Genomic DNA, 26,978 nt, shown 5'->3' on the forward strand with positions numbered 1-26,978 from the left:
TCCATGGCCGGCGGACGCATCGACATCCTCGTCGCACCCGACATGCGGGAGTTCATCCCGCAGCTCCGCCGGGGCCTCGCTCCTGCGGTGGGTGTGGCCGGGGCGATCGGCGCCAGCATGGGCGTCGCCCTGGGTGGGGCGGCTGCGTTCGCGAAGGTCATCGAGATCGGCAACGAGTTCACCACCAACCTCAACACGATGAAGGCGGTGGCCTCGGCGACGGCCACCGAGATGGAGGCGGTCTCCGAGCGCGCCAAGCAGCTCGGCAACGACATCACCCTGCCAGGCACCTCGGCCAACGACGCTGCCGCCGCGATGACCGAACTCGCCAAGGGCGGATTCAGCGTCCGGCAGTCCATGGATGCGGCGAAGGGGTCGCTGCAACTGGCGGCCGCCGCGCAGGTCGATGCCGCTGAAGCTGCCCGGATCCAGTCCTCGGCGTTGCAGGCGTTCGGCCTCGACGCCACCCAGGCCACGCGGGTCGCCGACGTGCTGGCCAACACCGCCAACGCGTCGTCGGCCGAAATCAACGAAGTCGCCTACGGCCTCCAGAGCGGTGGTGCGGTCGCCCACCAGTTCGGGCTGACCATCGAAGACACCGCCGCCGCCCTCGGCATGATGGCCAACTCCGGCATCCGCGGCTCCGACGCCGGCACCCTGCTCAAGTCGGCGCTGCTCGCCCTCACCGACCAGGGCAAGCCCGCACAGGAAGCGATCCGCGAACTCGGGCTCACCGTCTACGACTCGCAGGGCAACTTCATCGGCCTGCGGTCCCTGATCGAACAGCTGGACACCGCGGCCGGGCGGATGACCCCGGAGATGTACCAGGCCGCGACCGCCACCCTGTTCGGATCCGACGCCATGCGGTTGGCCGCGATCGCTGCCGACAAGGGCGTCGTCGGGTTCGACAACATGCACCGCGCGATGAGCCGCCAAGGCGCCGCCGCCGATGTCGCCGCAGCCAAGATGCAGGGCCTGCCCGGCGCGATGCAGACGGTCACCAACGCAGCCGAGAACCTCGCACTCGAGGTATACGACCTCGTCAAGGGACCGCTCGAACAGTTCGCTCGCAGCTCGGCCGAACGGATCACCAGCGCCACCCCGGCGATCGTGTCCGGGCTGCACGGCGCGGCCGACGCCGCTGTCGATGTCGGACAGGCCCTCGGACCGGTCGTCAGCACGATCGCCGACCTGCCTGCCCCTGTCCTCGCGGCGGCCGCCGCGTTCGTCGTGTTCCGCACCACCGCGCTCGGATCGTGGCTCACCGCCGGTGTCGGCACGATGCAGCGCTTCGGCACCGCGACAGTCGCTGTCGCCACCGCCAGCAACCGAGTGGTGCAGGTCGCCGGGGTCGGCGCCTCGACGCTCGGCCGGTTCGGGTCCGCGATCAACCAGCTGGGCACCTCGGCGCCGGTGGTGCAGCGCATGCAGCAGTCGTTCCTCAACGCCGCTGCCGGTGCGTCGACCTTCGCGCGCACGCAGGGCACGATCTCGGCCGCGACCACTGGTGTCCGCGCCGCCGCTGGCGGTCTGGTGAGCATGCTCGGCGGCCCGTGGGTGGTCGCGGTCGTCGCCGCCGGCGCTGCCCTGTTCCAGCTGTGGTCGGAGATGAAGAAGGGGGAGGAGCACGCCAAGGCGGTCCGCGCTGCGCTCAGCGAAATCGGCAAGACCCGCAGCGAACTCGCGGAGATCTTCTCCCTCAACCAGGGCGCGATCAACGATCAGGCGATCCAGAACGTCACCCGCCAGATCGGGGTCATGAAGCAATCCCTGGAGGAGGCCGCGAACTTCCGGCCGGGGTTCTTCGAGAAGGGGTTCCAGCTTCCCTGGGCGGACAACGCCAAGAACAAGGAGTGGTACGCCGACCGGTGGGCGGGCGCCAAGAAGATCATCGACGACCTCAAGCTGTCCGATGAGCAGCTCGCCGAAACCCTCGGCGACACCGCGAAGTTCAACGACCTCTCGGCCAAGCTCCAGGGGATGGGCCAGGACGGCCGGTTCGCCCTGTCGGAGCTTCAGGCGTTGCGCGACGGGATCGTGCAAACCCAGCAGACCGCGAAGAACACCACCCCAGGGTTCGCGACCCTCGCCCAGGCCGTGAAGGTGCTGTCGGACGAATCGTCGTCGGCGGCCGACCGCATCGACGCGATGAAGACCGCGCTGGATGTGCTGTCCGGCAAGCCGATCGCCGCCCAGGACGCACTCGCCCAGTACAACGCGCAGGTCCGCGCGACCGCCGACGTCACCAACGAAGCATGGGACGCGGCGAAGGGCTGGGGCGACCAGCTCGTCGGCACCGACGGCAAGGTCAACACCGCCACCGAGAACGGCGGTCGGCTCTATGACGAGCTCACCAAGATCCGCGACGCCACCATCACCGCCGCCGAGGCAGGTGTGGAGATGGGGCCGGTGCTCTCGCAGAACTAGGCCGCGTTCGCCGCGCTCGCCCAGGCGACTGGACTGAGCGTCGACCAGGTCGCCCAAATGGCGGCGCAGCTGGGCTACCTGCCCCGAGACATCGAGATCCTGGCGAACCTGCGCGGCGCCGACACCGTCGAGCAGCAGCTCGTCGTCATCCAGGGCCTGCTGCGGACCAACGCCAACGGCGTGCAGATCCCCGTCGACGCCCTGACACAGGAAGCGCGCACCCGACTGACTGAGGTCGGCGCGAAGATCGAAGACGTCAACGGCAAGCCCGGCATCGTGCAGGTGTCGGCACCGAACCTCGCCGCCGTCCTGGCCGAGCTCGACAAGCTGATCAACAAGAACCTGCCGTCCAAGACGCAGAAAGTCGTGGTTGAGTACGAGGACCGCGGCGCCGCCCTGCAACGGCAAGGTCTACCCGCCGGGTTCATCGGCCCTGTCGTGCAGCAGCCCCGCGCCGACGGCGGCATCGACGGCCCGCTGCCGAGCCAGGCGACGATCCAGTCCCCGCAGTCGCGCCTCTACCAGTGGGCCGAACCGGAAACCGGCGGTGAAGCGTTCATACCGCTGGCGACGTCGAAGCGCGCGCGGTCGGTCGACATCCTCGGCCAGGTCGCCGGCATGTTCGGGTTCGGGCTGACGAAGATGGCCGACGGCGGCATCGCCGTCACCCGGGCAATGGACTTCCTGCGCGGCCAGTCCGGCAAGGAATACCAGTACGGCGGCGTCGGTAACCCGTCGTGGGACTGCTCCGCATTCATCTCCGCCGCCTACGCCCTGCTCAAGGGCTTGGACCCCTACATTCGCTGGTTCACGACCGAATCGGATTTCAGCTCGCTCGGGTTCCTGCCCGGCCTCGATCCAACCGGGCGAGGCCTGTCGATCGGCATCTTCCGGGGCGGCGGCGGCCAGTACTCGCACATGGCGGGCCTCCTCGCCGGGACACCGCTGGAGTCCGGCGCGAACGGCGTACAGGTCGGCAGCGGCGCGCAGTCGGCGGCTAGCGGTGAGCTGCCGTTGAAGTTCCATCTCCCGGCAACCTCATTCGAGCCGCCCGACACCGGAGGCGGCCGCCGGTCGCGCCGATCGGGCGCCCGGGAAAGACCTGGGACGAGAGCAAAGAGCTCGAGCTGGAATCTGCCCGATTGTCCGCGCAGCAGGCGGTCATCGCGCGCGACGAAGCGCTCGCCGATCCAGACAAGACCCCGGAGGACAAGCGGCAGGCAGAGATCCGTGCCCGGCAGGCCGAGCTGCGTGTGCAGGAGATGGAGAAGGACAAGACCGAGGCCAACTCCACCGGCGGCCCGGTCCCGGAGGCCCCGCCTCTGACCGGGTCGATGTCCGACGACGAGATCCGGCTCGCGGACCTGCAAGACGCACTCGACAACGCGAAGTTCGACCGCGACGAGGTCTACGCCGATTCCGCCTCCACCGACGCTGAACGGGCCGCAGCGGACCGCGAGGTGTACGCGGCGATGAACGCGATCGCCGCCGAACAGAAGAAGCAACGCGAGTCCGCTGGCGGCGCCTTCAGCACCGGCAGCGGCGGCGTGGTCGACCTCTTCGGCGAGGCCGCGAAATCGTTCGTCACCGGCCAGCTCTCCGACGCACTCACCGTCATCGGGCTCGGCGGCGACGTGAAGGGCGTGGTCGGCGCCGGCATAGGCATCGCCGCGGAGCTGGAGAAGAAGCGCCGCGAGGAGACCCCGTCACCGGCCGCGGCCAGCAGGGAAGACCTGGCCAAGCAAGGCCCGGTCGTGCCCGGCACACCGAACTGGATGCAGGAGCTGATGAAAACTCTCGTAATCCCCGCGGTGATCCGTGATTCCGGTGGCCCGCTGCCGAACAACACCGCAGCGATCAACACCTCGGGCGAAACCGAATGGGTCCTCACCGGCGCGGAGATGCGCGCAGCGGCGACGGCCCGCCCGCCGCAGGCCCAGAACATCGACAACCGGTTGGTGATCGAGAACCTACGCACCGGCCTATCGGCGGGCGAGTTGCGGCGTGAGCTGCGGATGGTCGAGATCGACCGCCGCGACCGTTCCCGGGCGTGGGTGTCGCGATGATCGAGCTACCCGACACCGCGCTCGTCGAGCTCGAAGGCTGTGACGGCGAGTGGTGGCCGCTGGCGGGACCAGGGCAGTGGGACCGCGGTGTGTGTCTGGCCGACGAGGACGAAGGCACCGACTTCGACGCCATGTACGAGGCGCCCGTCACCGCCATCTACAACTCCACCGCGTTCCAGATCGGCGCCGACTTCGGCGGCACCCGCGAGGAGCCGTACGACTTCATCCTGGCCCTGCACGTCAAGGGCACCCGAAAGATGCCGTGGCGGCGCATCGACTCCGCGTTCCGCAAGAGCCTGTCGTTCAAGCGGGAGTCGAAGCTGTGGGTCACCACCAGCGACTCGAAACGACACCTCGCCGTCCGGCTCGGCGACAAGGTGCGGATCAAGGCGCCGAACGAACCAAACAGCGAGCGATACGCGAAGCTGCTGATCCCGCTGATCGGTGCCTACCCACGGTGGATCGAAGAGCCAGCGAAGTCCACCTTCATCACGCAGACCGACACCACCGCGCCCGGCTCGGACTGGGAGATCGGGTACGTCACCGTCTCCAACCCGCTGCCACCGGATTACGAGATCTACGTGCAGTGGCGGATCCAAGCCGCCGCGGGCGGGATGATCGTGAAGCTGCCCGACTACTCCTGGGGCAGTGACGAATACGAGCGCGCCGAAGAAGACGCGCTCCGCAAGGTCGAACTCGCGCCGCTGCTCGCCGGCGACAACCTGCTCATCGACACCGACAAGATGGCCTTCGGCGGTCAGTTCCAGTCCAGCCTCGACACCGATTTCGCATCGAGGATGGGCGGCAAGCGGCTCGTCTACCCGATCCCCGGCGGCACCCCACCCACACAGCTCCCCGTCGCGGTGAAGGGCGCCCCCGCCGGCACCGGCATCCAATTGATCTGCCCGCGTCCGTGGCCTCGACCCTGGGGGCTGGAATGACAACCGTCGAAACAATCGACTTCGACGCCATATTCGGCGAGATCGCCGAGCGGCTGAAGAAGGACGAGGCCCGCCGCATCAAGCCGCCGCTCGTCCGATTGTGGGATGCCAACGGCACGTTCATCGGCGAAGTCCACAACGAGATCAGCGCGAAATTCACGCTGCCGGAGAACGAAACCGGCATCGGCACGATCGAGCTTCCCGCGCACTACTACCTCGCCCGGTGGCTGACCCGACACGACGATCGCTCCACCGCCAATGTGGTGGTCACCTGCGACAAGGACGGGGCGCGCTGGTCGGGGATGCTCGACGATCTCGAGCTGTCCAAGGACGAAGACGGTCGGCGCACTGTCCGCGCGACGTTCAAATCGGACTTCGAGCACCTCAAGCACATCATCGCCTACTCGAACCCCTTCCTGCCGCCGGAGATCCAGTTCCCGCGGCTCTGGATCCTGTTCGGCCCGGCGAAGTGGGCGCTGAAGCTGACCCTGTTCGTCAACCTCCTGCGGCTCCAGGGCCTCGACGGACTATGGACCCTGCCTGATGATCGCCGATCGAGGAAGACAACAGCCAGTTCGCGATCGTGCACTCGCGGTTCCGGTACATGTTCGACGTGCAGAAGCGGATCACCGCCGACGCACAGCTGACCTGGGAACCGCGCCGCTACCTCGAATGCGACCCCGAGCCATGGCCCGGCGCGAACCTGCGCCCCGGCACCATCGTCTGGGTCCGCTCGATCCGGAGCAGTGGTTCGACCTCGACCAGTCGAACTGGGCGCACGTCGTCAAGCCAACCCCAGTCGCGCACGGTGGTACCGATGCGGGTGCCGAGCCAGGCGTTGCCGAATCCGTTCTGCCCGATGTAGAGGCCTTCGACTCCGTCGGCGACGGTGACGGTGTGCAAACCCGGCCGCGTCTACGTCGACCGGGTCACCGAGCTGGTGCTCGAGTGGAGCCGCACGAAGACCCCGCTGTGGTCGCTCACGATCGGCGCCCGGGAACCGGAGGACCCGGTGATGAAGGCGCTGGAGATGTTGCAGGAAGTCATGGCCGCTGCCCGCGATCTGGGCGTTCTGTAGGAGGACTGGTGGGCAAAATCTGGCGGCTGGAAGACATCGACCCAGACAACCCGGAGGAACGATTTCTTCCTGTCCTGCAATTCATCCCGATCGGGTGGGGTGGGGACTCGAACAGTCGCCAGCGGATCGTGTTCCCGGAAGCGCTGGCTCGCGCGCTGTCGAAGCATCTCACCGAGGCCGGGTGCCCGCCGATCGACCCGTCGATCGCGACGAAGAAGCTGCGCGCCCCGTACCGCGGTGAGCAGCACGTCCTCAACGGCATGGGCGGTTGGGTGCCGATCGATGAGGAAGACCCGGAGCCCGTGGTGATCCAGGACCCCATGTCGATGACGAACCGCGAGCGGCAGGCCCAGCTCGAGCGCTACCGATACATGGGGTACCGGATCAACGAGCCCGAGCCGGAGAAGCCGACCGCCAAGGAAGTCGACGCGATCGACGACCCCCCGAAGTTCGACCCCTCGGCGCATTCGGTGACCGAGACCAACGCATACCTGCGAGGTCTCAGCGACTCGATCGACGACGAGGTCGAGCTGCGCCGCGTCCTGTACGCGGAGCGAAACGGGCAAGCGCGCAAGGGAATCCTCAAGCGCTGGACCGGCGACCGGAGCCGGTCATGAGGTACTGGCCGCTTGGGGCGGGCCGCATGGTCACCAGCGGGTTCGGCCCGCGGTGGGGCGGCATGCACTGGGGCGTCGACTTCGGCCGCGACGGCGGATCCGGCGGCATGCCCGTCTACGCCGCTCAGGCCGGTCGCATCGTCATGGCCGGGCCCGCATCAGGGTTCGGGCAGTGGGTCGTGGTCGATCACCCGACCGAGGCCGGCAGCGGCACCACCGTCTACGGCCACGTCATCCCCGAGGTGCCGGTCGGCCAGACCGTGACAGCTGGGCAGCGGATCGCCCGGATCAACCCCGACCAACGCACCAACGGGAACGTCGCGCCGCACCTGCATTTCGAGGTGCACCGCTCGGTGTGGGTGCCGCCCGGCCCAGACCGCCTCGACCCGCTGGTGTGGCTGGCCGGTGCACGCGACCCCGAAACCCCTACGCCAGGAGGCACGCCGATGGCCCAGCTACAGGCAGACGTCACGATCCTCTCGCCCAACGACTCCGGCCCGCGCGATCCCCGGTCGTGCTCGCTGATCATCGTCCACACCAACGAAGGACCGGCCACTGGGACAGCGGACGGGCTGCTCGGGTACCTCGCCCGGCCGAGCGCGCATGCCTCATACACCATCGTCGTCGACGGCAACGGCCGGATCGGACGCAGCAACGACGACAACTACGTGCCCTGGGCCGCTGGCAGCCCCGCGAATGAGCGTGGCCTGCACCTGTGCTTCACCGGCTACGCGCGCCAGTCCCGCGCCGAATGGTTGTCGCGTCCCGCGCAGCTCGCCGCTGGCGCCCGTGTCATCCGCGACTGGAGCGACCGCTACGGCATCCCCCTCGTGAAACTGTCCGGCGCTCAGATGCGCGCAGGGCAGCGCGGAGTGGGCGGCCACAACGACACCGTCGACGCCTGGCACGCCACCGACCACACCGACCCCGGCCCGGGGTTCCCCTGGGACGTCCTGCTGGACATGGCAAACCGATCCGACGAGGAGACCGACATGACCCCCGAACAGGCTCGACAGCTCGCCGACGTCCACCGCGAGCTCACCCAGCGGTACCCCTCGCGGTCCGCGCACCGCAAGGACGACAAGCCCGTCGACACCCTCGCCGGCATCGCCCTCAATATCGACGGCCGCGTCCATGAGGCCAGCATCGATATTCCGGCCAAGCTGGACGCGTTGCAGCGCACACTCGACGAGCTCAACGCGCTGATCGCCGATGCGATCAAGGAGAAGTGATGGGCCGCCACAGTCTGCCGGAGGACGCCACCCAGGTGCGCTACCCCTGGCGCACTACTGTCCGCACGGTGTTTCAGCTCGTGGTCGGTATCGCGGCCGCGCTGCCGATGATCGTCGCGGCATCGGGTCTGCCCGAAACCGCGGCAGGGGTCGGTGTCGCGCTCGGCGTCGCCGCGGCAATCACCCGGCTCATGTCCCTGCCAGCGGTGAACGGCGCGCTCGCGGTCTGGCTGCCGTGGCTGGCCGCCGAGCCGAAGGAAAGGGGCATGCCGTAGTGGACATCGCTCTCGACACCGTCCCGTGGGACCTCGTCAGCGCCGCAGGGATGTTCGCCTTCCTCACATGGATGGTCGCCACGGGCCGACTCGTACCGCGCGCAACGGTGGATCGGCTGCTGGGCGATTCACAGGCGCGGATCGCATACATGGAAACCGAATCAACCGAGAACCGCGCCACTATCGGATCGTTGGTCGCCCAGAACGCCGAGCTGTCGGCGTCCGGGCGGCTGTCGGTGGCGCTGTTGCAGTCGATCAACGGGCATACAGCACAGTCGGGGAGCGGCGATGTGGCGCCGACGGTCCAAGAGTAGGGAGTCCGAGGCGACACGCGAGGCCCGCGTGTCCGCCGAACGCGCGAAGGCCGAGCGGCGCCGCGTCGAAGCGCAATGGCCCGCCGTGCAACGCCTCTCCGGCCAGCTGAACACGGCCATCGAACGCAACCACTTCGGCGAAAGCATCGAACTGGCCTGGCTACGGAGGAGGGCTGCACCGTGAACCCCGTCTGGATCCGGCGGCTGCTGATCGGCATAGCGTTCGTCGCCGTGCCGGTGGTGCTGCTGGTGCCCGACCACCGCCTCGTCGGCGCCGTCATCCTCGCCGCCATCGGCATCGAGTCCACAGTCTTCGTGGTGATGTACGCGTGGCGATCGAACTGGCGCGCGACCTCGGCCGGCCGGATCATCATGCGGCTCATGCTGTGCCTGGCTGCGCTCGGCGGACACGGGACTGTCAACGCTCTCACCGACGCCGGATACCCGGGCCGCGAATACATTCGGCCGCTTCTGCTGCTCGGCGTCGCGCTGGCGGTTCTTCACCTGTTGCTGCGGCTATCGTGGGTCCAGCGTGATCACACCGAGGGCGACCAGTGACGACGCCGCATCTGCCGACTCCACCGGGTGACGCCTTCGTCATCGGGGACGGCCAGAGTTTCGGGTCAACGCTCGACCAGGCATCGATTCAGGCCATCGCCACGGGTGGGGCGAAGGTCAAGTTCGGTGAGGTGCAGGGCGCGGTCGGCAGCCAGCTGCGTACACCGATCTCCAACGCCTACACCATCGCGGTCTCGGCGCAGGGCGCGGCCGATGTCGCGGTCTCCGACGCGCAAGCCGCTGTCAATGCGGCATCGGCCGCCGAGTCCACCGCCGCATCAGCGTCCGAGCGAGCCTCCTACTGGGAGGCCGAATTCGTTGTCGCGTCAGCGGAAGTTCTCCTCGGCGTCAACGAGCTGCTGATCGGCCTGTGCCAGAACGTTCCCGGCGGACTGACACGAACGATCACCGACATGCACGTCGCATTGCTGGAACAACCGAACGGCATGTCATTCGAGCTGAAGAAGTGGTCCGCCGACGGCACCACCGCCACCGTCCTCGACACCTACACAATCCCAGCGAATACCACTCGAATCAATTGGCCGAACCTCGGGTTCGTCATGCAGTCACGAGAACGGGTGTACATCAACGTCACATCAATTACGGGCACCGTTCCGCCCACCGTCTTGCAGGTCCTGCTGTTCGGAGTAATGGAATGAAGATCTTCGAAACGCGCTTCGGCGCGGGCAAAGGAATGGAAGAAGTTCGAATCGACCCAGTGCAGGAGCGGCTGTGGGCGGCGGCATTCGGAGTCGAGACCCTGGACGGCATGTTCGACCTCGTGACCGCCGCCGAGGCGATACCACGATTCGACGAGGCGATCGACCGGTTCAATCACGAACCCGACCTACTGCGCCCCCTGCTCGACCCGAGCGACTTCCGTGGACTTCGCGGGAATCGGCGGGTGCTCGAACAGATGCGGGCCACGCTGGCGGACCACCCGGACGCGACGATCAGCGGCATGGTGGAGGACTGATGTTCCTGCTCCGCCGCAACCTGCCGTGGGCGTGGGCGGGGTGGATCGATAACTTCGACCGGGCCCCGGAGAATCCCGTGCGGCAGCCGTGGAAACACTGGGGCGACGGCCCGAACGGATACATCAACGCGAGCCAAGAGCTGGTGCTGCCGTCGAATTACAACTCGGTCGCGGGTGGCGGTGAATCCTACGAATTCCAGCCATTCACGCCCAACTTCGGAACCGAATTCGAGCTACGCCTACCCGTCGATGGCACCCTCGCCCAGTACTTCAACTGGTTCATCGTCGAGAACTGGGCGAAGATCGGAGTGAATTACGCACAGATCCTGTGCATTCGTATCCGGCACCGCATAGACGCCGTCGGCGGCGACGATATCGGAATCCTGGAATTCGATTCCTGGATGACAGAAGGCCGACGCATCGTCACAGCTCCGATCCCTCGACTCATCGACAACGTCCTGATCCTCCGCGTGCACGTCGACAACGACATGCTGGTCCGCGTCTACGTCAATGACGTGTTCACTCTCCAGGCGCAGCCGCAGGCCAGCCACCGATCCGGGCCCGGTCGCCGCGGGATCAACATCTTCAACGGCACCCTGGCCGAGGCACAGATCCGGTGGCTGCGCCTGTATGACCGCCCCACCGACCTCGGCTACAACGTCCGCTGGAACCGAACCGTGTTCGAGGACGACTTCAACCGCGCCGACGGGCCCGTGGGAAACGGATGGACCCAGCACGGCGCAGACGCCGGCATCGTCTCAGGGTTCTGGGCGAAGACCACCGGCAACGACAACTCCGTCGGCCTCGTCCGCGACACCGGAGTCACCCACGGCGCCCAGCGAATCGAAGCGGTCATTGGCGTACCAGATGACGAACGCGACTCGTCGCTGGTGCTGAGGACCAACGCCGCCGGTACCGAAGGGATCTCGGCCAACTTCTACTCGGGCGGCATCTATCTGGCCAAGTTCACGGGCAGCCTGGAAAACCCCACGTTCGCGGACTTCACATCGACCAGAATGACCGTCAACGCTGGCGACAAAGTCGCGCTGTCCACCAACGGCGAAGGCGCATGGGTCGAGGTCAACGACCAGATCGTGCTGTTGGCCCACATGAATGGGCTAGTGCCGGGCGCCAATTCATACGCAGGGCTGCGGGTCGAGCGGAGTTCGTTCGCCAACTCGGCAGCGTGGAATTCCGTCAAGATCCTGGCGCCGTTCTGAGGAGCACAGATGACCGTCACCATCACCCAGGACATCACCGACATCGCCGGGATCGACGACAACTCGGTGATCTATTTCTACCAACAGGACCACCCTCGCGTCGCCGACGACGGCATGACCATGATCAGCACGCGCCGGGTATCAGCCACACCGGTCGACGGCAGGCTCACCATCGAGCTCGAACCCGGCCCGGCGGTGGTGCAGATCGGGCTGCGGACATACGGGATCGAGATCCCGGACCTCGACGGGACGCTGTGGCCGCTGATCGAGGCAGGTCTGCCCGTCTCCCCGGTGGAGGAGGCGGCCGCTGTCCGTAACGGTGGCGGGATCGCGCGCGCCCAACGGGTCACGCAGGCGGCCTACAACGCGCTCCCCGCACCGGACCCCGAAACCTTGTACGTCATCAAGGGATAGCAGCCCACCCCATCGAGGCCCTCGCAGATCGCGGGGGCCTTTCTCGTGCCCGAGTAAGGAGCGATCGTCATGGCAGTTACAGCGAAGTGGTACGGACTCGGCCTGTCGTCCCTGGCCCTGAAGCGGATCCACTGGGACACCGACGACATCAAGGTGATGTTGTGCACCAGCGGCTACGCTCCGAACCAGGACACCCACCAGTTCAAGAGCGACGTCACCAACGAGGTCGCGGGCACCAACTACACCGCGGGCGGCCTGTCGCTGGTCACCGCCGCGCCGAGCTACAACGCTGGCACCAACACGATGGTGCTCGACGCCGACGACCTGTCGTGGCCGAACAGCACAATCACTGCCCGATACGCCGTCGTCTACAACGCCACTCCAGCCACGGACGCAACCCGGCCGCTGTTGGGGTACGTCGACTTTGGCCAGGACGTGAGCACCACGGCGGGCACTTTCTCGATCGTGTGGGATGCCGCTGGGGTGCTCACCATTTCGGCAGCCTGATCGGGCGACCATGGGTCTGTTCGCTCACGGGCAACCCGTACAGCGGCTGTATCTCGGCGAGGATCGCGTCGAACGTGTCTATCTGGGCGAGCACCTCGTCTGGTCGGATGTCGCGCTCGGCGTGATCGGCGCTGTGGCAGCGACAGCTGCCGCCGCCATGGCCGCCCCGATCGTGACACCGGGATTCGGCGCCGCCGTGGCGACCGCATCGGCAGCGGCGCCCGCCCCGACCGTGTCGGCTCACGTCACCGTGACGGTTCCGCGGGCGACCGCGACCGCCGCAGCACCGGCACCGGACCGCCCCATCGTCGCTGCTGCCGTCGCGGCGACCGCGACCGCGGTGATGCATGCGCCGGTGTACATCGACGCCGAGGTGATCAGCCCACCCGCCGGCGCTGCTGCCGCGTTCATGCCGCCGCCGGTGGTCGGCGTCGCCGTCGCAGCCCAGCCGATGACCGCAAACGCCGTAGGCAATGCGCCCACGGTGACGGCGACTGCAGTCGTCGATGTGACGACCGCGACCGCATCCGCAGACGCTCCGGCACCTGCGTACGTCCTCGCGGTGACACCGGCGGCAATGGCATCTTCTGCTGCGGCGGGCGTGCCGGTGGTGACGGCGACCGCCCGAGTAGACACGGTCGTCATGTCCGCGATCGCATCGGCGCCGTCTCCGGTGATCGGGGCCGTTGCCCCGCAGGCGATGACGGCTACAGCGCAAGCACACCCGCCGACGGTGACCGGGGCGTCGACTGTAGCGGCTGTGGCTGCTGCGGCATCGGGCTCGGCGCCGGCACCGGCTCTCGCGGCGTCTTCGTCAGTCGCTGCTGTCTCCGGTACGGCATCGGCCGCCGCGCCCGCTCCGGCGGTCGTCACCGGCATCACGGTGGTCGACGACTTCAACCGGGCCGACGCCGGGAACCTCGGCGCGAACTACACGACCATCGGAGCGAACACACCGGTGATCGCAACCAACCGCGCGCAGGCCGGTGTCCCCGGATACAACGTCGGCAACCTGGTGTATCTCGCGCGGCACAACACAACACTCACCAGCGATACCCAGGAGATCTCCTGGAACATCATTGTGCCGACGGCGAACTCGACGCCCTCGCTGGGTGGTGGCTGCTTCCTGCGGTCGACGACCAGCGGGGACATGGTGCTCGTATCGGTGACCGACACCCAGGTGTTCATCAACACCAGGATCGGCGGAACGTTCGCCAACCGGGCCACCGGCTCGGCGTCGTCTCCGACGTCCGCGCGGCTGACCGCGGTCGGCAACGTGTACAGCGTCTACATCAACGGCTCCGGCACACCGGCCGCAACATGGACCGACAGCGGCGGCCTGATCGGGATCGGCGCCACCAACCGCAGTTTCGGCGTCTACGCGAGCGCCGCCAATAGCTTCGGCACCATCACCCGCGGCTGGGCCGTCGACGCGCTCACCGCCCGGGACCTCTAACCGATCCCGGAACACATCGGAGGAAGGGATTCATCCATGCAAGCTGGATACTTCCGGCTCAACTCGTCCACCGGGTGGACGGCGTTCTTCTTGCCTCTTGGATCCGAGATCGTCCACGTCGAGAACAACGGGGATCCAAACGCTCCGGACTACGAGATCGCATTCCGGTACACCGGCGAGTTCGTCGCTTCTAGTCCCGGCACCATTCCGCCGGCACCCCCGCAGCCCGTGGACAAATGGCTGGTGAAGCGCGGCGAGAACCATGACGACGGCCTCGGTGCCGTGCCGATCGGGCGCCGGATCGAGATCGGCCCCGGTGCGATCGGCGGCGGCTACCACTGGTTCCATCGCGTCGGGGTCACGATGGTGACCATCACAACTGATGCTTCCGGCGCGTACAGATTCACCGAGGTGCCGATCAACGGTGCAATACCCACGGCGTAGTAGCTTCTCGGAAGACAGCGCCCCCGCTGGTCCTGGTTCAGCCAGGATCGGTGGGGGCGCTGTTGTCGTTTCACGGGCCAGAGGGTGGCTGGGGCAGGTGTTGGACGACGTCGGTCCACTGATGCCCGTCATGCCATCTCGTCGCGCCCTGAGGGTCGACGTACCATCCCGGCGGCGGGCCGACTGGCGGTTGAGCTGGCGGAATTACGATATGGGTTGGCTCCCGTCGGTCGCCTGCCCGCTGGAGCGCGCGAAACACCAGGTACACGAAATAGCAGGCGGCGCCTGCCGCCATGACCACAGCAGTCTCAGCAGGGCCGCCACCGCGCATATAGACGATGAACGCGATCAATCCGACTAACACGATCGCGGACACACCCTCGTACTGAGGGTTCTGACGCCGCCTCCGTACCTCGGGGAGCGGTGGTGGCTGGCTGGGGATTTGTGCAGGCGGCGGGTAGCTCACGCGGAATCCTGGGGTCGGGCGGCTTTGCCACTGCATCGGCCCGTAGCCCGGCGTTCGTTACGACCGCCGCCGCGATTTGGCTGACAAATGACCTTGTGCACAGACTGTGCCCAAAGCCTGACTGGGCTACGGGGCAACTCCCACGTAGTTCCCCGCGTTGTCGACGTCGCGACCGGTGAGCTTCTCGATCGACGCCACCATCACATCGCGCATCTGAGTCACGACGTCGATGTGCTCTTGGATGACCTCGAACAGGGAGTTTTCGGTGCCGACGGCCTGCTCCCGGAATTTGGCCTCCAGATCGCGGGCCATGTTGAAATTGCCGAACCCGGAAACGGCCTGAACCTGGTTGACCGACGTCAACATATCCTCGAGATCGTCAATGTGGTCGTTGCATGCTTTCAAGCAGGCTCGTGCGACGCCCTCGTCGGCGATGTACAGTTCGCCGGCGCGGGCCTCGTCAGCCAGTTTGCGCCACTGCGAGATCTGGTTGCCCAATTCGGCCATTGCCCTTACCCCCTGCTCATTCTGGAAATGCTGGAACGATCTGTTCGCCGACGCGAGTCACGGTCAGGCACGGGTTCTCATGGTCACCCGCGGAATGCCGCCACAGCACCTGAAGCTGGATAAATCCCTGCGAGGCGGGGAACGCAACATCGCAAGCATCGTCGTACGGTGCACCCTGCGTGCGGAACTGGCGGCCCTCGCGCCCGGCGACTGTCACGTCCGTGAACTCGACGTTGCCCGGCTTCTGCTCGAGCTGGTCGATGGTGTTCGCGGTCGAGAAGACGCTGATCGAGTACTGCGAGCCTTTCCAGGAGCAGATCTTCCACCCGGCCTGGTCGGTTCCCGCGATGCCGCTCTCTTCCGTGGAAGGATCCACACCCGCCTCGGTGAGCGCTCCGGCGGGGATAGCACCGCCACAAGGGTCGAACAGTTCCGCCTGCTGCGCAGCTGTGGCCTGCTCCGTGCTGGTGCTGGTGCTGGTGCTGGTGCTGGTGCTGGTGCTGGGCTCGTGCGTAGTGTCCGTACCGCAGGCGGCAAGCCCCGGTACCAGTGCGGCAGCCATCAGCAACAATTTGGCCCGGTTCACGCCCACCCCTTCACCGCCTGACATCGACTCGACGAATGTAACAAACGATCCGTCTGGCGGGCCGCCGAAGCTGCGGACGCGGAACTTTGCGCGCGACCCGCATCTGATTAGACGCAACTCGCGCGAGTTCGGTTCCACGATTTTGACGACCGGTTTGCCGCTTCTACCAGGGGTGGAGGGATGTATGCGTTTCGGCTATGTTGGTCCGGCGCACGTTCCGATCCCTGGTAGCTCAGGGGCCCGACCGAGGGGGGGATTCATGACGCTGGGAGTTGAACCCGATCAGATCAAGGCCATGGCGACATCGTGGCGGCAAGAGGCCGACGAGATCGGCAAGCTGACATGGTCGGCGATGGCCGAGGCGACCGGCGAGGGTAGCTCGGTACTGGCCGCGGTCCGCGGCGCCGCGGATCCGGCGAAGCAGGCCATGACGTCGATCGCCACTCGATACACCACTCTGGCGGACCTGCTGGACAAGTTCGCGGTCAACGTCGAGGCCAAGGACGCCGAGATCGGTGCCGAGATCGGAAAGCTGAGCCCGCGCTGATGCGCCCGACGATCAGCCAGCTCGAAGGCTGGAACATCGAGGGCCTGCACAACGCCGCCGAGGCCGCCCGCAAGAACGCCGACATCCTCTTCACCTCCGTCAACGACGCCTCCCGCGCCATGTCCGCAGCCAGCGAATGGCACGGCCAAACCAAGGACGCCGCGACGCGCCGGATCGACGAAGAAGTCGACCACGGCTACGAGGTACGCAACGTCCTGCTCCGCATCGCCGACGACGCCGAGGACGCCTACCAGGGCATGAAACATGCCCGCACTTACGTCCTCGACCAGAAGAAGCACGCAGTCGATACCGGATTCACCGTCCACGACGACGGCACGGTGACCCACGATGATCCGGAGAAAGAAGGCGACGCCGGGGTCATCCAGATCAACATCTTCAGCGGCCTCGACGAGCTCGAACGCCTCGACAACCAGTACGGCACGACACTCAACGATGCGCTCACCGACCTCGGCGCGATGCGCGACGGGCAGCAAGACATCACAATGCCCGACGGCACGCAGCTGGACCCGGATGCTCTCGTCACGCAGTTGGCCTCGATGTCACCTGACCAGCGCGCGACTGTCATTGCCGGTCTGAGCCCGGAAGCGCAGCGGCAGTTGGTGATCGCCGCACCGGAGAAGCTGGGCAACATGAACGGAGTGCCGTTCACCATGCGGATCGACGCGAACGAGATCAACATCCGCAACGCCCTCACCACCGAGAAGCAGAAGCCAGAGCAAGATCAGGACAAGGACCGGATCAAACAGCTCGAGGCGATGCTCGCGCCGATGCCCAACCCCCACGGCACCGGCGTCTTGAACTCGGATCCGCAGGCGACCGGCGCGGACGGCACGCCCCGCCGGGACATGGTCGACCGCAAGTACGTCATGTTCAGCACCGAAGGCAACGGGCGGATGATCGAAATGGTCGGCGAGATGAAACCCGACGCACCGGGTGTCGGGGTGTATGTGCCGGGCACCAGCACCAACCTCAACGACTCCAGTCCGAATCACACAGCGGCATGGAATCTTGCCGACCAGACCGGCGGCCCGATCTTCCTCTACATGGAGGGCGACTTCCCGCAGAGCCTGGCCAATCCGACCGACGGCGCGCCGAGCCCGAAGTTCGCCGCCGAAATGGCACCGAAACTGGTGGACTTCGGCCGCGAGGTCGACCGCGAGGTCGCCGCGCACGCGCCCGGCAAGCCGGTCTCCTATGTCGGGCACTCCTACGGTGGGTCGATCGTCGGCTCCGCCGAACAACTCGGCCTGCGCGCCGACCGAGTCATACACGCTTCGTCCGCCGGCACCGGCGTTTATGAAGGCGGCTGGAACAACCCGAACCCCAACGTGCAGCGTTACTCGATGACCGCCCCCGGCGACCTTATCGGCGTCGTCCAGTCCTACCCGGATGAAGGGCTCAGGCTCCCCGGTAACATCCAGACCCCCGGCAACCCACACGCCGGCCACCCGCTCGGCGGCGACCCCGACGAAATCCCCGGCGTCACCCGACTCGACACCGGCTACTACGGCACCGAATTCGACGGCCATAAGGTGGGCGAGGTCGTATTCGGACCGGACGGGCACGGCAAGTACTGGGACGACCCGAAATCCGACGCGTTCAAGAATATCGTCGGCGTCATCAAGGGCACTGAGGTCACCGAGTACGTCGAACGCGGCATCGAAACCAGCTGGGTGGACATCGGTCTCGGCGACGACGGCAATGGTGGGAAAGAAGCGTTCGATGCCGGAAAGGCGGGTGCAGCCGGGAAGATGTTCGATGTCGATCCATACTCGAACCCGCATGTGACCGACAATCCCGAGCGCGGGCGAACGATTGATGTGAAATGAGGACGAGACTTTGTGCGCTTGGCGCTGCCTCGCTGCTCCTGCTTGCCGTAGGATGCGACAGCGTGATTGATGAAGGTCCGACGAACGACGACATCAAGAACACCACCGGGCTCACAGTCGAGCAAGCCGCCCGCGTCGTCTACGACAACCTGAATCTCGTGTGGCCGAACCTGGTCGAGCCGCGCCTCGACCAAGTGGGAAAAATCGGATGCCGCACCAACCCGAACTCCATGCGCAGCGAAGGGCCACCCTGGCAGGTGGAGAAGAAGATGGTCAAGGAAGACCCCTCGCCGGAGCTGGTGGAGCAGGTTCGCGCCAATCTGGATTCCTTGACCGAACGCGGTTTCGCGCTCGAGGAGTCGGCCATCACCGACGACCATCCGCTCGACCGCGTCTACAAAGACGGCAATGGTTACGTCATCCAGAGCAGCATGGAGATCGACCGCAGGGTGACCGACATCCCGATTCTCGAAGTCGCTTCGCGTTCACCCTGCGCTGCGGAATGAGACGGGCCGTGGATCTCGCTCACCGGCGAGTGCACCCACGGCCCAATGCAATCACTGGACAGCGATTTCGCGACGTCGCTGTCGGGCTTCAGTTGGGCGGGGGCAGGTACCGCAGGATGCCGAATTCATCGACGTAGATCTGGTACCGGCGGATCTTCGCGGTGTTCATCTGGATCAGCCACACGATCAACCAGAGCCCGAACGTGACGATTGTGAGCAGCACATGCAGGATGTGGTTCGTCTGGTCGATCTTGAGCATCAACGCGGAGGTCTGCGTCATCGACAGAACCTGAGAGCCCTGTGCGGTTTGCGCTGACACTGCCATCATCAGCACCTGCTGCCGCTGCTCCAGGCTCACCGTCTGCATTGGCATGCCCGGGTTTGCGGGTATGCCCTGCGTAGGGAAATTCGATGGGTTCCCGGGCGGCTGGGGATTCATGGGGCTCCTCGTCCTGGATTTCTCCATGTGCATCCGCACCCGGGCATGGTCCGTTACCAGGCACGCCGGTCATCGCCGCCACCGCAGTGCTGAATCCTCGGGCATCGGCGCGCCCTCGAGCCACGCCGCGACAACCTCGCGCGTAAGCCGCGACCCGAGCGCGGCGTCGATGGTTCCGCAGAACTCCGGCGTCCCGCCGAACATCGGCAGATCGGTCGGTGTGTAGTGCCCGGCGCTCTCGAGCGTGCCGATCACGGCGTCGGTGCCCAACCATGAGGCATGCACCATCATCCCGTTGGCGAGTAGCAGCACCGGCCGGTCAACATCGGGCGCCGGGCCGACGCCGTCCCATGCGGCCGAGCCGTCGAGGACGATGGCGGTACGCACCCGGCCGTCGGCCGAAGCGGCGCTGACCGCGGTCTGCCCTCCGTAGCTGTGCCCCGCCATGGCGATGCGGCCGTGGTCGAGGTGGCCGCCGACGACGGGCAGCGTATCGAGCTGGTCGAGGACGTGGCGCGCGTCGGCGACGCGAGTGTCGAGCTGGGCACGCATGTAGGCGGGATCGCCGGACGTCGGCGGGATGCCGGTGCGCACCTGGCCGCGGATCTCGACCGCCGGGGATTCGCCGGTGTGGTCAATCGCGACGACGACATACCCGCGTGACGCGAGATCCATCAGCAGCCCGGACACGAGCCAGCGCGGCGTGCCCATGCCCGGCGACCAGAGCACCACGGGCAGGCGGTCGCCGGCGAGCGGGCCGCCCTCGGCGACGGGCAGGGTCGCGGTCGTCATCGCCGGGGCCGCGGCGGGGGTGCGCAGCCACAGCGCGGCCTCGGCCGCCAGCTGCGCGCGCACCACCGCGGTGCTCGCCGGGATGTACGGCGCGGTGCCGGTCGCGGTGGTCGGGTACCAGATCGACACGGGGATCGGTCGGCCGTCGCGGTCGAGCACGGTGTCGACGCGGCCGACGAGATGCGGACCAGTGGGCGCGGGGATCAGAGAGTCGGCGCGTGCGGGTCCGGCCATCCATCCGATGCCGGTGGACAAGAGCGCGAGCGAGGCAAGGGCTGCGCTGATAAGGCGGGCTATCACCGGACCGCCTCGAGGTGTCGCCCGGTAGCGACCGGGGTGTTTCCGTCGAGCCACTCCAGCACCGCGTCCCAGCCGTCGCGCATGCGGCGGCGCAGCGCGTCCATCGATGGGCCGTTGTAGTAGATGCCGCCGCCGGCGGCGAGCAGCGCCCGCCCGCGCTGCTGCCACACCTCGGCGGCACGGTTCGGATAGCTGGCCTGATCGAACGCGACGACGGCCAGGGTCGAGTCGAGGTAGTTGCGCTCGTCGGGGTGCTGATCGAGGTACAGCAGCAGCGCGACTGCTTCCGCGAGGTCGGTATTCCCGCGGCTGTAGCGCAGATCTACGGACGCGATCGCAGGGAACCGATCACGCTGCTCGGCGACGAGTGCGCGCATCTCGGCGAAGGTGGGGCCGTCGGCCCACTCGACATGCCAGCCGCCGTACCAGTCCCGTCGGGGTCCGTGGTATGCGACGTCGACTCGGCTGCCGCCGATGCGCTGGGAAAGTTGGTAGGCGAGTTGGCCAGCCTGGCGGGACTTGGAGGTCATCAGGGCTCCCGGATCGGGGTTGATGGCTGTTGATGCCATCAACACTTGGACGGAAACCCGCAGGTCACGGAAGGTCGCCAGAAGTTAACCAAAATCGCCGAGGCGCAGGTCAGGGGCTAGAAACCTGGGGAAATAAAGGGGTTCGAGTCCCCTTAGCTCCACTTCACTCGATGCACGGCTCATGCTCATGGAGAGCATGAGCCGTTTCTCGTTTCGTCGTGTTTTGTGGGGGCGGAGCCCCCACTCCCCACCCGGAGGGCTTCGCCCCCGGACCCCCTCTCAGTGGGTCCGTCCGTGTGGGCGAGCTCCCGGACCCCTCTCAATAAGCCCGTCTGCACGGGCGAGTACCCGGGTCTGGATCGGGACGGTTCGATATTCTCGCGTCGGCTCGCCGCACGGTTGCTTGACGTCAATCGCCGAATGAGGCACGAGTACAGCCGCTGCGATCACCAACCGCGTCCCGCCGAGGCTGTGGCCGTGACATTCTTCCGCTCAATTCATAGTCGGCGATGAGCTTCGCCATAGAGTGAATTCTCGGCTGCTATCGAATAGCCGGAAAGTGTCTGCGCCGCAGACTAGTTGCCGTTCTTATTCCTGAAATCCCTTCGCCGATTCGGGATGGTCGACCGGCGAGGCGCCGCCCCACCCACCGACCGACCGACGCAGCCATTGGGTGGTGTACCGCAGGGCTTCGATTGTGAGTGTGTGCCACCGGCGCTCACGCGCAGGTCAGAACTCGACTACCTGCCGTACTTCCACGCGGCCGTACCGTGCGGTGGGGATGCGCTGCGCCCACGAGACGGCAGTGTCCTCATCGGGGACGTCGAGGACGTAGAACCCCGCCGCGACGACGCCGGAAACCCCCTTGTCGACGGTGGCATCACCGTCGCGCACCTCAACCACCTTGGCGTCGTCACCAGGATGGAACCCGGCCTCGTGGACGAAGATCCCGGCCTCCTTGACTTGGTTGTCGAACTCGATCCATTCCTGGACCTCGTCTTCGGTCTGCTGGGAGGTGGCGGGATCGTGGGCGTAGATCAGCGTGTACTTCATGGTGTTCGGTTCCTTTCGATCATCTTCTGCCAACCACTGTTCGTCGTTGACTCATTCCAGCAGGATCGCGGCATTCTCGATCTTGTAGACGGTGAACGACGACCGAACTCATCGGTGGCCGTGATCCAAGAATCGGCCGTTGCGATCTGCTCCTCCCGCCGCACATCGGGAAAGCCGGCCGCTGCCGCGCCGAGCAACACCGCGTTGCCCGGGTCCGGACTTCCTGCGGCCCTTGTGGATACGGTGAGCAGGCTATGCAGCTCGCACCCGTTCCAGTACGACGACCGGAATCGTGCGCCTGCTGCGTGCCGCGTAGGTGCGGTAGACGGGTGCCATATCGGCCATCAGATCCCACAGGCGTTGCCGCTCCGCGCCTTCGGCGGTGCGGGCCACGGCGGTGAACCGTTCGGCGAGGATCTGCACCTGGGCCCGCGGGTGCGCGATCAGATTGAGATACCACTGCGGATGGGTGTGGGTGATGGCCGAACCCGAGGCGACGAGGATGTAGCGGTCGTTGTCCTCGCCGAAGAACAACCCGGTGCGGTGCAGCCTGCCGGTGGTGCGGCCGCGATGGGTGAGGATCAGGTTCGGTGACCCTCCTTCCAGATAGCCACTGGCTCCGTCGGTGGCGAGATAGCGGCGCACATGCTCGGCCACCGACAGATCGGGGCTGTCGCGGGCGGCGTCACGGGTGAGTTCGTCAGACATTTCCCACGACCTCAGCGGCCGACCGGCAGGCCCTGGGCGAAGCCACCGTCCACCGCGAGCTCGACATTGGTGGTGAAGGTGGCCTCGGCAGCAAGGAACAGCGCCGCGGCCGCGACCTCTTCCACGGTGCCGGTGCGGCGCAGCGGCGTGGATTCGTGGCCTTGTCGCACGAAGTCGTCACGCTCCTGCTCGCTGAGACCGGGCACGCCCATCGTAGGTGTTTCGATGAAGCCGGGCGCCACCGAGTTGACTCGGATCTTGCGCGGCAACAGTTCCGCGGCCAGGACGTGCGCGAAGGCACGCACCGCTTCCTTGGAGGCGGAGTATGCGCTCAATCCCGGGAAGATCAGATCGTTCCCGACCGTGGTGAACACGATAGAGCCGCCGTCGGCCAGCAACGGCGCCAGTGCCTGCACGGTGAAGAAGGCGCCCTTGGTGTTGATGTCGAAGTGGCGGTCCCACGCTTCTTCGGTCACCTCGGCGAGTTCGGCGAAGGCGGCGATGCCGTGGTTGACGAACAAATGGTCGATATGGCCGAGCCGCTCCCGCGCGGCATCGGCCAACGCCGCAATGTCGGCCATGCTCGCGGCATCGGAGCGCACCACGTGCGCGGCCTGCCCGGCGAGCTCGGTGCGTGCGTCCTCGAGCGTCTGCTCGTTACGGCCGGTGAGGACCACCTCGGCACCCGCGGCCAGCAGCGCCTTGACGATCGCCAGACCCATGCCGTGGGTGCCGCCGGTGACGAGTGCCTTCTTGCCGGTGAGGTTGCGGTTCATGGCGAATCTCCTAGTTCGTTGTCGTGCTGACTTCAACGACTGTGCGGTCCGGCGCTGTCGATTCGCTGTCGGTCGGCTCTCGGTCCGCATGCGGACCTCCATTACGCTGGTCCGGTGCGTTTCGGGGTTCTTGGTCCGCTCACGGTGTGGGCCGCGGACGGCACGGTGGTGCCGGTGCCGGAGAAGAAGGTCCGTGCGCTGTTGGCGATCCTGCTGCTGGATCCCGGCCGGGTCGTCTCGATCGATCGGCTGGTCGATGGGATATGGGGCACGCAGGTTCCGGCCCGCCCGGACGGTGCGCTGCAGACCCTGGTGTCGCGGTTGCGCCGGGCGCTGGGTGCGGTGGGACCCGACATGGTGGTCCACCGTGCGACGGGTTACATGCTCGATATCGCGGTCGATGCGGTGGACTCGGGAAGTTTCCTCGCCGCGGTCGAAGCGGCGCGCCAAGCTGGCGACCCACGGCAGCGGGCCGCCGGACTCGCCGATGCCTTGACACAGTGGCGCGGCGACGCATTCGCCGACATCGCCGATGAACCACTGGCTCTTCCCGCCGTGACGCGGCTGAACGAGCAACGCCTGCTCGCCTTGGAGGAACAGGCCGACGCCCGGCTGCTGCTGGGCGAATACGGCGCGCTCGCCGCCGAACTGCCCGACCTCATCGAGCAACATCCACTACGCGAACGGCTGCGCGCGACTCAGATGCGGGCACTGCACGGGGCCGGACGCGTCGCCGATGCCCTTGCTGTCTTCCGTGATGTGCGCCGCCGCCTCGACACCGAACTCGGCCTCGAGCCAGGCCCCGCGCTCGCCGAACTCCACGAGCAGATTCTGCGCGCCGACCCTGCGGCGTTACCTGCCGCCCACATTCCAGCCGAGACCACCCCGCGGACGAACCTACCCACGCCGACCACCGACCTCATCGGCCGTAGCTCGGATCTGACGCAGGTGCGCGCGATGCTGACCACCGAACGGCTGGTGACATTGACCGGGCCCGGCGGCGTCGGCAAGACCCGGCTCGCGCTCGCCGCGGCGAGCGAAACCTCGCACGACTACGCCCACGGCGTCTGGCTGGTAGAACTCGGCGGCCACACCGTGGCGAACGAGGAGGTCGACGGACTCGCCGATATCGTGATGGCGGCACTGGGAATTCGCGACGATGCGCCGACTCCCGACCGGCCCGCGCCGTCGTCGCGAGACCGGATGGTACGGGCGTTACGGGATCGCGAGCTGCTGATCGTGCTGGACAACTGTGAGCACGTGATCGCTGCCGTGGCCGCTCTGGTGCGGCTGCTGCTGGACCGAGCACCAACGGTGCGAGTGCTGGCCACCGGCCGGGAACCACTCGGCATCGCCGGTGAAAGCCTGTGGCAGGTACCGCCGCTCGACGTGCCCGCAGCAGACGCCTCGCTGGAGGCGGTGCTGCGCTCGGGTTCGGTCCGGCTCTTCGCGGAGCGGGCCGCCGCCGCGGCGCCCGGATTCGTCCTCGATGCCGACAATGCCGCCGCCGTGGCGACCGTATGCCGCCGGATGGACGGGCTTCCGCTCGCCCTGGAACTGGCGTCGACGCGGGTCCGGGTGCTCGGACCCGCGCGCCTCGCCGAACGGCTCGACGACCGGTTCGGCCTCCTCACCGGCGGCCGTCGCGACGCACCGCCGCGTCAACAGACCCTGCGTGCGATGATCGACTGGAGCTGGGAGTTGCTGACCGCGGCCGAGCAGGCGGTGCTGCGCCGGCTGGCCATCCACGCCGATGGCTGCACACTCGATGCCGCCGAACAGCTGTGCGCCGGGGCCGGGGTGAGTTCCGGGGAGGTGCTCGACCTGCTTGCGCGGCTGGTTGATCGCTCGCTGGTGGCGGTGACGCATGACGGCGAACCCCGCTATCGCCTGCTCGAATCGGTCGGCGCCTACGGCATCGAACAACTGCGCGAATATCCAGCGGCCGAGCCCTATCAGACCGAATACGAGCGGCTGAGGTATGCGCACGCGACCCATTACACCGATTTCGCCGAACAGGCCGCCACCCACCTGCGCGGACCACGGCAGCGGCACTGGCTGGACCGGCTCGATGCCGAGGCCGCCAATCTGCGCCGCGCGCTCGACACCGCCACCGACTCGGACGATGCCATGCTGGCACAGCGGCTGGCGCTGGCACTGACCTGGTACTGGTTCCTGCGCGGGCGCCTGGGCGAAGCCCGGCGGTCGATCACCCGTGCACTCGCGGTGCCCGAGCCGTCCGGGGCGCCCGATTCGCCGCGCGCACGGTTGGCAGTCTGGCGAGCCGCGATGGCGCTGCTGGCCGGTGAGGGATCCGACATCGCGCTCGAGTCGGGCACGGTGCTGAGCTTGTTCGACGCGCTGGCGCCGGAGGAACAGGCCGGGCCGGGTTGGTTTCTCGGGTATGCCGTGACGATGTTCGGCGTCATGGACGACGCCGTGCAGATCATCGACCGGGTCCTGGACGAGGTACCCGCCGACGATGACAGCTGGACCGCCGGTGCGGCCCGCACCGTCCGTGCGATCCAACGCTATTCCCGCGGTGAACTCGATGCGGCCCGTGCCGACGCCGAGCAGGCCCTGTCTTTGTTCGGCGACGAGCACTGGGGCCGGTTACAGGCCACCGCGGTGCTGGGCCGGTTGCACGAGATCCGCGGCGAGTACGGCGAAGCCGAGGCCCGCTATCGAGCCGGGGTCCGGATCGCCGAGGAATTGCGGTTATGGACCGAGGCGGCGGCGCACTGGTCGCAGCTGGGCCGGATCGCCCTGCTCCGCCAGGATTTCGACAGTGCCGACGAACTACACGAACGGGCCCGCCGCCTGGCCGCGACGCACAGTGACCGGCCGGCGCTGGAAACCGCAGAGGTGGGGCTGGCGATGAGTGCGCGCCGCCGCGGCGATCTCGATACCGCCGAAGAGTTTCTGCGCCCCTGGCTGGACTGGAATCTTGGGTTCGACGCGGCCAACGGCGCCGCCCTCATCCTGGCCGAACTCGGTTTCATCGCCGAGCTGCGCGGCGACGCCGATGCCGCACTCGCCCTGCACGAGCGGGGCCGGGCAGCCGCCGAACGCACCGGCGATCCGCGTGCGGTCGCCCTGGCGTTGGAAGGGCTTGCCGGCGCCCACGCTGCGGCAGGCGTCCCCGAACTGGCGGCCCGGCTCCTGGGGTCCGCCACCCGCATGCGCGCGTCGGTCGGCGCCGCCCTCCCTCCCGGTGAACGCGGCGACGTCGATCGTATTGCGGCGCGGCTGCGTTCGATGCTGGGCGATGCCGAAGTCGGTCCAGCCCGGAACAGTGTCGGCGGCGCGTAGTAGTCCGAGCACAGGCTTCACATTCAGGGCTGGGTCTTGATCGGGCGTTCCAGGAACGCAGTAACCATCGGGGCGAGGATC

32 protein-coding genes are annotated in these 26,978 nt (G+C 67.1%); 23 read left to right on the forward strand and 9 right to left on the reverse strand.

What is annotated here, in order from left to right; genetic code table 11:
* Window positions 1-3 precede the first annotated feature (3 nt).
* The 19 genes from FEK34_RS28290 (at window position 4) to FEK34_RS28375 (ending at window position 14,525) form a co-directional block, all read left to right on the forward strand.
* The gene (locus FEK34_RS28290) at window positions 4-2,427 is read left to right on the forward strand and encodes a phage tail tape measure protein (RefSeq protein ID WP_138452834.1); all 2,424 of its coding nucleotides are present in this window, start codon (window positions 4-6) and stop codon (window positions 2,425-2,427) included.
* 57 nt (window positions 2,428-2,484) lie between these two features.
* Entirely contained in the window at window positions 2,485-3,753 is a 1,269-nt protein-coding gene (locus tag FEK34_RS28295; protein ID WP_138452836.1) for a hypothetical protein, read from the forward strand.
* Window positions 3,690-4,493, forward strand: a complete 804-nt coding sequence (locus FEK34_RS28300) for a hypothetical protein (RefSeq protein ID WP_138452838.1) — start codon at window positions 3,690-3,692, stop codon at window positions 4,491-4,493. Before FEK34_RS28295 ends, FEK34_RS28300 begins: the two co-directional genes overlap by 64 nt.
* Window positions 4,490-5,434 (forward strand): phage tail protein, encoded by a 945-nt coding sequence (locus FEK34_RS28305; RefSeq protein WP_138452840.1) that lies wholly within the window; start codon window positions 4,490-4,492, stop codon window positions 5,432-5,434. The genes FEK34_RS28300 and FEK34_RS28305 overlap by 4 nt, the downstream gene beginning before the upstream one ends.
* Window positions 5,431-6,081, forward strand: coding sequence for a hypothetical protein (locus FEK34_RS28310; RefSeq protein WP_138452842.1), 651 nt, complete (start codon window positions 5,431-5,433; stop codon window positions 6,079-6,081). The genes FEK34_RS28305 and FEK34_RS28310 overlap by 4 nt, the downstream gene beginning before the upstream one ends.
* Before the next feature lie 242 nt (window positions 6,082-6,323).
* A complete protein-coding gene (locus FEK34_RS30290; RefSeq protein WP_171048449.1) occupies window positions 6,324-6,512 on the forward strand; it encodes a hypothetical protein in 189 nt (62 codons plus the stop codon).
* Window positions 6,513-6,520: 8 nt separating this feature from the next.
* Complete coding sequence (locus FEK34_RS28320) at window positions 6,521-7,129, forward strand: phage gene 29 protein family protein (protein ID WP_171048450.1); 609 nt, start codon at window positions 6,521-6,523, stop codon at window positions 7,127-7,129.
* Window positions 7,126-8,361, forward strand: a complete 1,236-nt coding sequence (locus FEK34_RS28325; protein ID WP_249359692.1) for a peptidoglycan DD-metalloendopeptidase family protein — start codon at window positions 7,126-7,128, stop codon at window positions 8,359-8,361. The genes FEK34_RS28320 and FEK34_RS28325 overlap by 4 nt, the downstream gene beginning before the upstream one ends.
* Entirely contained in the window at window positions 8,361-8,636 is a 276-nt protein-coding gene (locus FEK34_RS28330; RefSeq protein WP_138452848.1) for a hypothetical protein, read from the forward strand. The genes FEK34_RS28325 and FEK34_RS28330 overlap by 1 nt, the downstream gene beginning before the upstream one ends.
* Window positions 8,636-8,950 carry a hypothetical protein gene (locus FEK34_RS28335; protein ID WP_138452849.1) on the forward strand — a complete coding sequence of 105 codons (315 nt, stop codon included), beginning with the start codon at window positions 8,636-8,638 and terminating at the stop codon, window positions 8,948-8,950. The genes FEK34_RS28330 and FEK34_RS28335 overlap by 1 nt, the downstream gene beginning before the upstream one ends.
* A 28-nt stretch (window positions 8,951-8,978) precedes the next feature.
* Window positions 8,979-9,134, forward strand: a complete 156-nt coding sequence (locus FEK34_RS30295) for a DUF7620 family protein (RefSeq protein ID WP_171048451.1) — start codon at window positions 8,979-8,981, stop codon at window positions 9,132-9,134.
* A 47-nt stretch (window positions 9,135-9,181) separates the two neighbouring features.
* The gene (locus tag FEK34_RS28340; protein WP_138452851.1) at window positions 9,182-9,508 is read left to right on the forward strand and encodes a putative phage holin; all 327 of its coding nucleotides are present in this window, start codon (window positions 9,182-9,184) and stop codon (window positions 9,506-9,508) included.
* A complete protein-coding gene (locus FEK34_RS28345) occupies window positions 9,505-10,167 on the forward strand; it encodes a hypothetical protein (RefSeq protein ID WP_138452853.1) in 663 nt (220 codons plus the stop codon). The genes FEK34_RS28340 and FEK34_RS28345 overlap by 4 nt, the downstream gene beginning before the upstream one ends.
* Window positions 10,164-10,484, forward strand: a complete 321-nt coding sequence (locus FEK34_RS28350; RefSeq protein WP_138452855.1) for a hypothetical protein — start codon at window positions 10,164-10,166, stop codon at window positions 10,482-10,484. Before FEK34_RS28345 ends, FEK34_RS28350 begins: the two co-directional genes overlap by 4 nt.
* Window positions 10,484-11,704, forward strand: a complete 1,221-nt coding sequence (locus FEK34_RS28355) for a hypothetical protein (RefSeq protein ID WP_138452857.1) — start codon at window positions 10,484-10,486, stop codon at window positions 11,702-11,704. Before FEK34_RS28350 ends, FEK34_RS28355 begins: the two co-directional genes overlap by 1 nt.
* Window positions 11,705-11,713: 9 nt before the next feature.
* Complete coding sequence (locus tag FEK34_RS28360; protein ID WP_138452859.1) at window positions 11,714-12,118, forward strand: phage upper tail fiber protein; 405 nt, start codon at window positions 11,714-11,716, stop codon at window positions 12,116-12,118.
* Window positions 12,119-12,187: 69 nt separating this feature from the next.
* Window positions 12,188-12,625 carry a hypothetical protein gene (locus FEK34_RS28365; protein WP_138452861.1) on the forward strand — a complete coding sequence of 146 codons (438 nt, stop codon included), beginning with the start codon at window positions 12,188-12,190 and terminating at the stop codon, window positions 12,623-12,625.
* 10 nt (window positions 12,626-12,635) lie between these two features.
* On the forward strand, window positions 12,636-14,081 hold the full coding sequence (locus FEK34_RS28370; RefSeq protein WP_138452863.1) for a DUF7257 domain-containing protein: 1,446 nt from the start codon (window positions 12,636-12,638) through the stop codon (window positions 14,079-14,081).
* A 36-nt stretch (window positions 14,082-14,117) separates the two neighbouring features.
* On the forward strand, window positions 14,118-14,525 hold the full coding sequence (locus FEK34_RS28375) for a hypothetical protein (protein WP_138452865.1): 408 nt from the start codon (window positions 14,118-14,120) through the stop codon (window positions 14,523-14,525).
* A 70-nt stretch (window positions 14,526-14,595) separates the two neighbouring features.
* On the opposite strand, the gene FEK34_RS31320 is transcribed toward FEK34_RS28375, so the two are convergent.
* The 3 genes from FEK34_RS31320 to FEK34_RS28390 form a co-directional block, all read right to left on the reverse strand.
* Window positions 14,596-15,027: a DUF2510 domain-containing protein gene (locus FEK34_RS31320; protein ID WP_349292445.1), complete on the reverse strand. Its 432-nt coding sequence runs from the start codon at window positions 15,025-15,027 to the stop codon at window positions 14,596-14,598.
* A 90-nt stretch (window positions 15,028-15,117) separates the two neighbouring features.
* Window positions 15,118-15,498 (reverse strand): hypothetical protein, encoded by a 381-nt coding sequence (locus FEK34_RS28385; protein ID WP_138452867.1) that lies wholly within the window; start codon window positions 15,496-15,498, stop codon window positions 15,118-15,120.
* A gap of 16 nt (window positions 15,499-15,514) precedes the next feature.
* On the reverse strand, window positions 15,515-16,084 hold the full coding sequence (locus FEK34_RS28390) for a DUF3558 domain-containing protein (protein ID WP_171048452.1): 570 nt from the start codon (window positions 16,082-16,084) through the stop codon (window positions 15,515-15,517).
* Between the two features lie 259 nt (window positions 16,085-16,343).
* Between FEK34_RS28390 and FEK34_RS28395 the strand changes: the two genes are divergently transcribed.
* The 3 genes from FEK34_RS28395 to FEK34_RS28405 all read left to right on the forward strand — a co-directional run bounded on the left by FEK34_RS28395 (window position 16,344) and on the right by FEK34_RS28405 (window position 18,987).
* On the forward strand, window positions 16,344-16,631 hold the full coding sequence (locus FEK34_RS28395; RefSeq protein ID WP_138452871.1) for a type VII secretion target: 288 nt from the start codon (window positions 16,344-16,346) through the stop codon (window positions 16,629-16,631).
* Complete coding sequence (locus FEK34_RS28400) at window positions 16,631-18,481, forward strand: alpha/beta hydrolase (RefSeq protein WP_138452873.1); 1,851 nt, start codon at window positions 16,631-16,633, stop codon at window positions 18,479-18,481. The genes FEK34_RS28395 and FEK34_RS28400 overlap by 1 nt, the downstream gene beginning before the upstream one ends.
* A gap of 62 nt (window positions 18,482-18,543) precedes the next feature.
* Window positions 18,544-18,987, forward strand: coding sequence for a hypothetical protein (locus FEK34_RS28405; protein ID WP_138452875.1), 444 nt, complete (start codon window positions 18,544-18,546; stop codon window positions 18,985-18,987).
* An 88-nt stretch (window positions 18,988-19,075) separates the two neighbouring features.
* Here the strand turns inward: FEK34_RS28405 and FEK34_RS28410 are convergent, their stop codons facing one another.
* The 6 genes from FEK34_RS28410 to FEK34_RS28435 form a co-directional block, all read right to left on the reverse strand.
* Entirely contained in the window at window positions 19,076-19,426 is a 351-nt protein-coding gene (locus FEK34_RS28410) for a DUF4234 domain-containing protein (protein WP_138452876.1), read from the reverse strand.
* A 69-nt stretch (window positions 19,427-19,495) separates the two neighbouring features.
* A complete protein-coding gene (locus FEK34_RS28415; protein ID WP_138452878.1) occupies window positions 19,496-20,452 on the reverse strand; it encodes an alpha/beta hydrolase family protein in 957 nt (318 codons plus the stop codon).
* A gap of 62 nt (window positions 20,453-20,514) precedes the next feature.
* Window positions 20,515-21,048 carry a hypothetical protein gene (locus tag FEK34_RS28420; RefSeq protein WP_138452880.1) on the reverse strand — a complete coding sequence of 178 codons (534 nt, stop codon included), beginning with the start codon at window positions 21,046-21,048 and terminating at the stop codon, window positions 20,515-20,517.
* Window positions 21,049-21,777: 729 nt separating this feature from the next.
* Entirely contained in the window at window positions 21,778-22,101 is a 324-nt protein-coding gene (locus tag FEK34_RS28425; RefSeq protein ID WP_138452882.1) for a YciI family protein, read from the reverse strand.
* Window positions 22,102-22,353: 252 nt separating this feature from the next.
* Window positions 22,354-22,809: a nitroreductase family deazaflavin-dependent oxidoreductase gene (locus tag FEK34_RS28430; protein WP_138452885.1), complete on the reverse strand. Its 456-nt coding sequence runs from the start codon at window positions 22,807-22,809 to the stop codon at window positions 22,354-22,356.
* Between the two features lie 11 nt (window positions 22,810-22,820).
* Window positions 22,821-23,585 (reverse strand): SDR family oxidoreductase, encoded by a 765-nt coding sequence (locus tag FEK34_RS28435; protein ID WP_138452887.1) that lies wholly within the window; start codon window positions 23,583-23,585, stop codon window positions 22,821-22,823.
* A 114-nt stretch (window positions 23,586-23,699) separates the two neighbouring features.
* Here FEK34_RS28435 and FEK34_RS28440 point away from each other — a divergent pair, with 114 nt between their 5' ends.
* A complete protein-coding gene (locus tag FEK34_RS28440; protein WP_138452889.1) occupies window positions 23,700-26,897 on the forward strand; it encodes a BTAD domain-containing putative transcriptional regulator in 3,198 nt (1,065 codons plus the stop codon).
* The last annotated feature ends 81 nt before the right edge of the window (window positions 26,898-26,978 follow it).

This window comes from Nocardia cyriacigeorgica, from assembly GCF_005863245.1.
GTDB classification, from domain to species: domain Bacteria; phylum Actinomycetota; class Actinomycetes; order Mycobacteriales; family Mycobacteriaceae; genus Nocardia; species Nocardia cyriacigeorgica_C.

Excerpts from the sequence above, each read along its gene's own strand:
- FEK34_RS28290 (WP_138452834.1), top strand. The coding sequence starts at position 4 with ATGGCCGGCGGACGCATCGACATCCTCGTCGCACCCGACATGCGGGAG.
- FEK34_RS28295 (WP_138452836.1), top strand. The coding sequence starts at position 2,485 with ATGGCGGCGCAGCTGGGCTACCTGCCCCGAGACATCGAGATCCTGGCG.
- FEK34_RS28300 (WP_138452838.1), top strand. The coding sequence starts at position 3,690 with ATGGAGAAGGACAAGACCGAGGCCAACTCCACCGGCGGCCCGGTCCCG.
- FEK34_RS28305 (WP_138452840.1), top strand. The coding sequence starts at position 4,490 with ATGATCGAGCTACCCGACACCGCGCTCGTCGAGCTCGAAGGCTGTGAC.
- FEK34_RS28310 (WP_138452842.1), top strand. The coding sequence starts at position 5,431 with ATGACAACCGTCGAAACAATCGACTTCGACGCCATATTCGGCGAGATC.
- FEK34_RS28325 (WP_249359692.1), top strand. The coding sequence starts at position 7,126 with ATGAGGTACTGGCCGCTTGGGGCGGGCCGCATGGTCACCAGCGGGTTC.
- FEK34_RS28330 (WP_138452848.1), top strand. The coding sequence starts at position 8,361 with ATGGGCCGCCACAGTCTGCCGGAGGACGCCACCCAGGTGCGCTACCCC.
- FEK34_RS28350 (WP_138452855.1), top strand. The coding sequence starts at position 10,164 with ATGAAGATCTTCGAAACGCGCTTCGGCGCGGGCAAAGGAATGGAAGAA.
- FEK34_RS28355 (WP_138452857.1), top strand. The coding sequence starts at position 10,484 with ATGTTCCTGCTCCGCCGCAACCTGCCGTGGGCGTGGGCGGGGTGGATC.
- FEK34_RS28360 (WP_138452859.1), top strand. The coding sequence starts at position 11,714 with ATGACCGTCACCATCACCCAGGACATCACCGACATCGCCGGGATCGAC.
- FEK34_RS28365 (WP_138452861.1), top strand. The coding sequence starts at position 12,188 with ATGGCAGTTACAGCGAAGTGGTACGGACTCGGCCTGTCGTCCCTGGCC.
- FEK34_RS28370 (WP_138452863.1), top strand. The coding sequence starts at position 12,636 with ATGGGTCTGTTCGCTCACGGGCAACCCGTACAGCGGCTGTATCTCGGC.
- FEK34_RS28375 (WP_138452865.1), top strand. The coding sequence starts at position 14,118 with ATGCAAGCTGGATACTTCCGGCTCAACTCGTCCACCGGGTGGACGGCG.
- FEK34_RS31320 (WP_349292445.1), bottom strand. The coding sequence starts at position 15,027 with ATGCAGTGGCAAAGCCGCCCGACCCCAGGATTCCGCGTGAGCTACCCG.
- FEK34_RS28385 (WP_138452867.1), bottom strand. The coding sequence starts at position 15,498 with ATGGCCGAATTGGGCAACCAGATCTCGCAGTGGCGCAAACTGGCTGAC.
- FEK34_RS28395 (WP_138452871.1), top strand. The coding sequence starts at position 16,344 with ATGACGCTGGGAGTTGAACCCGATCAGATCAAGGCCATGGCGACATCG.
- FEK34_RS28400 (WP_138452873.1), top strand. The coding sequence starts at position 16,631 with ATGCGCCCGACGATCAGCCAGCTCGAAGGCTGGAACATCGAGGGCCTG.
- FEK34_RS28410 (WP_138452876.1), bottom strand. The coding sequence starts at position 19,426 with ATGAATCCCCAGCCGCCCGGGAACCCATCGAATTTCCCTACGCAGGGC.
- FEK34_RS28415 (WP_138452878.1), bottom strand. The coding sequence starts at position 20,452 with ATGGCCGGACCCGCACGCGCCGACTCTCTGATCCCCGCGCCCACTGGT.
- FEK34_RS28420 (WP_138452880.1), bottom strand. The coding sequence starts at position 21,048 with ATGACCTCCAAGTCCCGCCAGGCTGGCCAACTCGCCTACCAACTTTCC.
- FEK34_RS28425 (WP_138452882.1), bottom strand. The coding sequence starts at position 22,101 with ATGAAGTACACGCTGATCTACGCCCACGATCCCGCCACCTCCCAGCAG.
- FEK34_RS28430 (WP_138452885.1), bottom strand. The coding sequence starts at position 22,809 with ATGTCTGACGAACTCACCCGTGACGCCGCCCGCGACAGCCCCGATCTG.
- FEK34_RS28435 (WP_138452887.1), bottom strand. The coding sequence starts at position 23,585 with ATGAACCGCAACCTCACCGGCAAGAAGGCACTCGTCACCGGCGGCACC.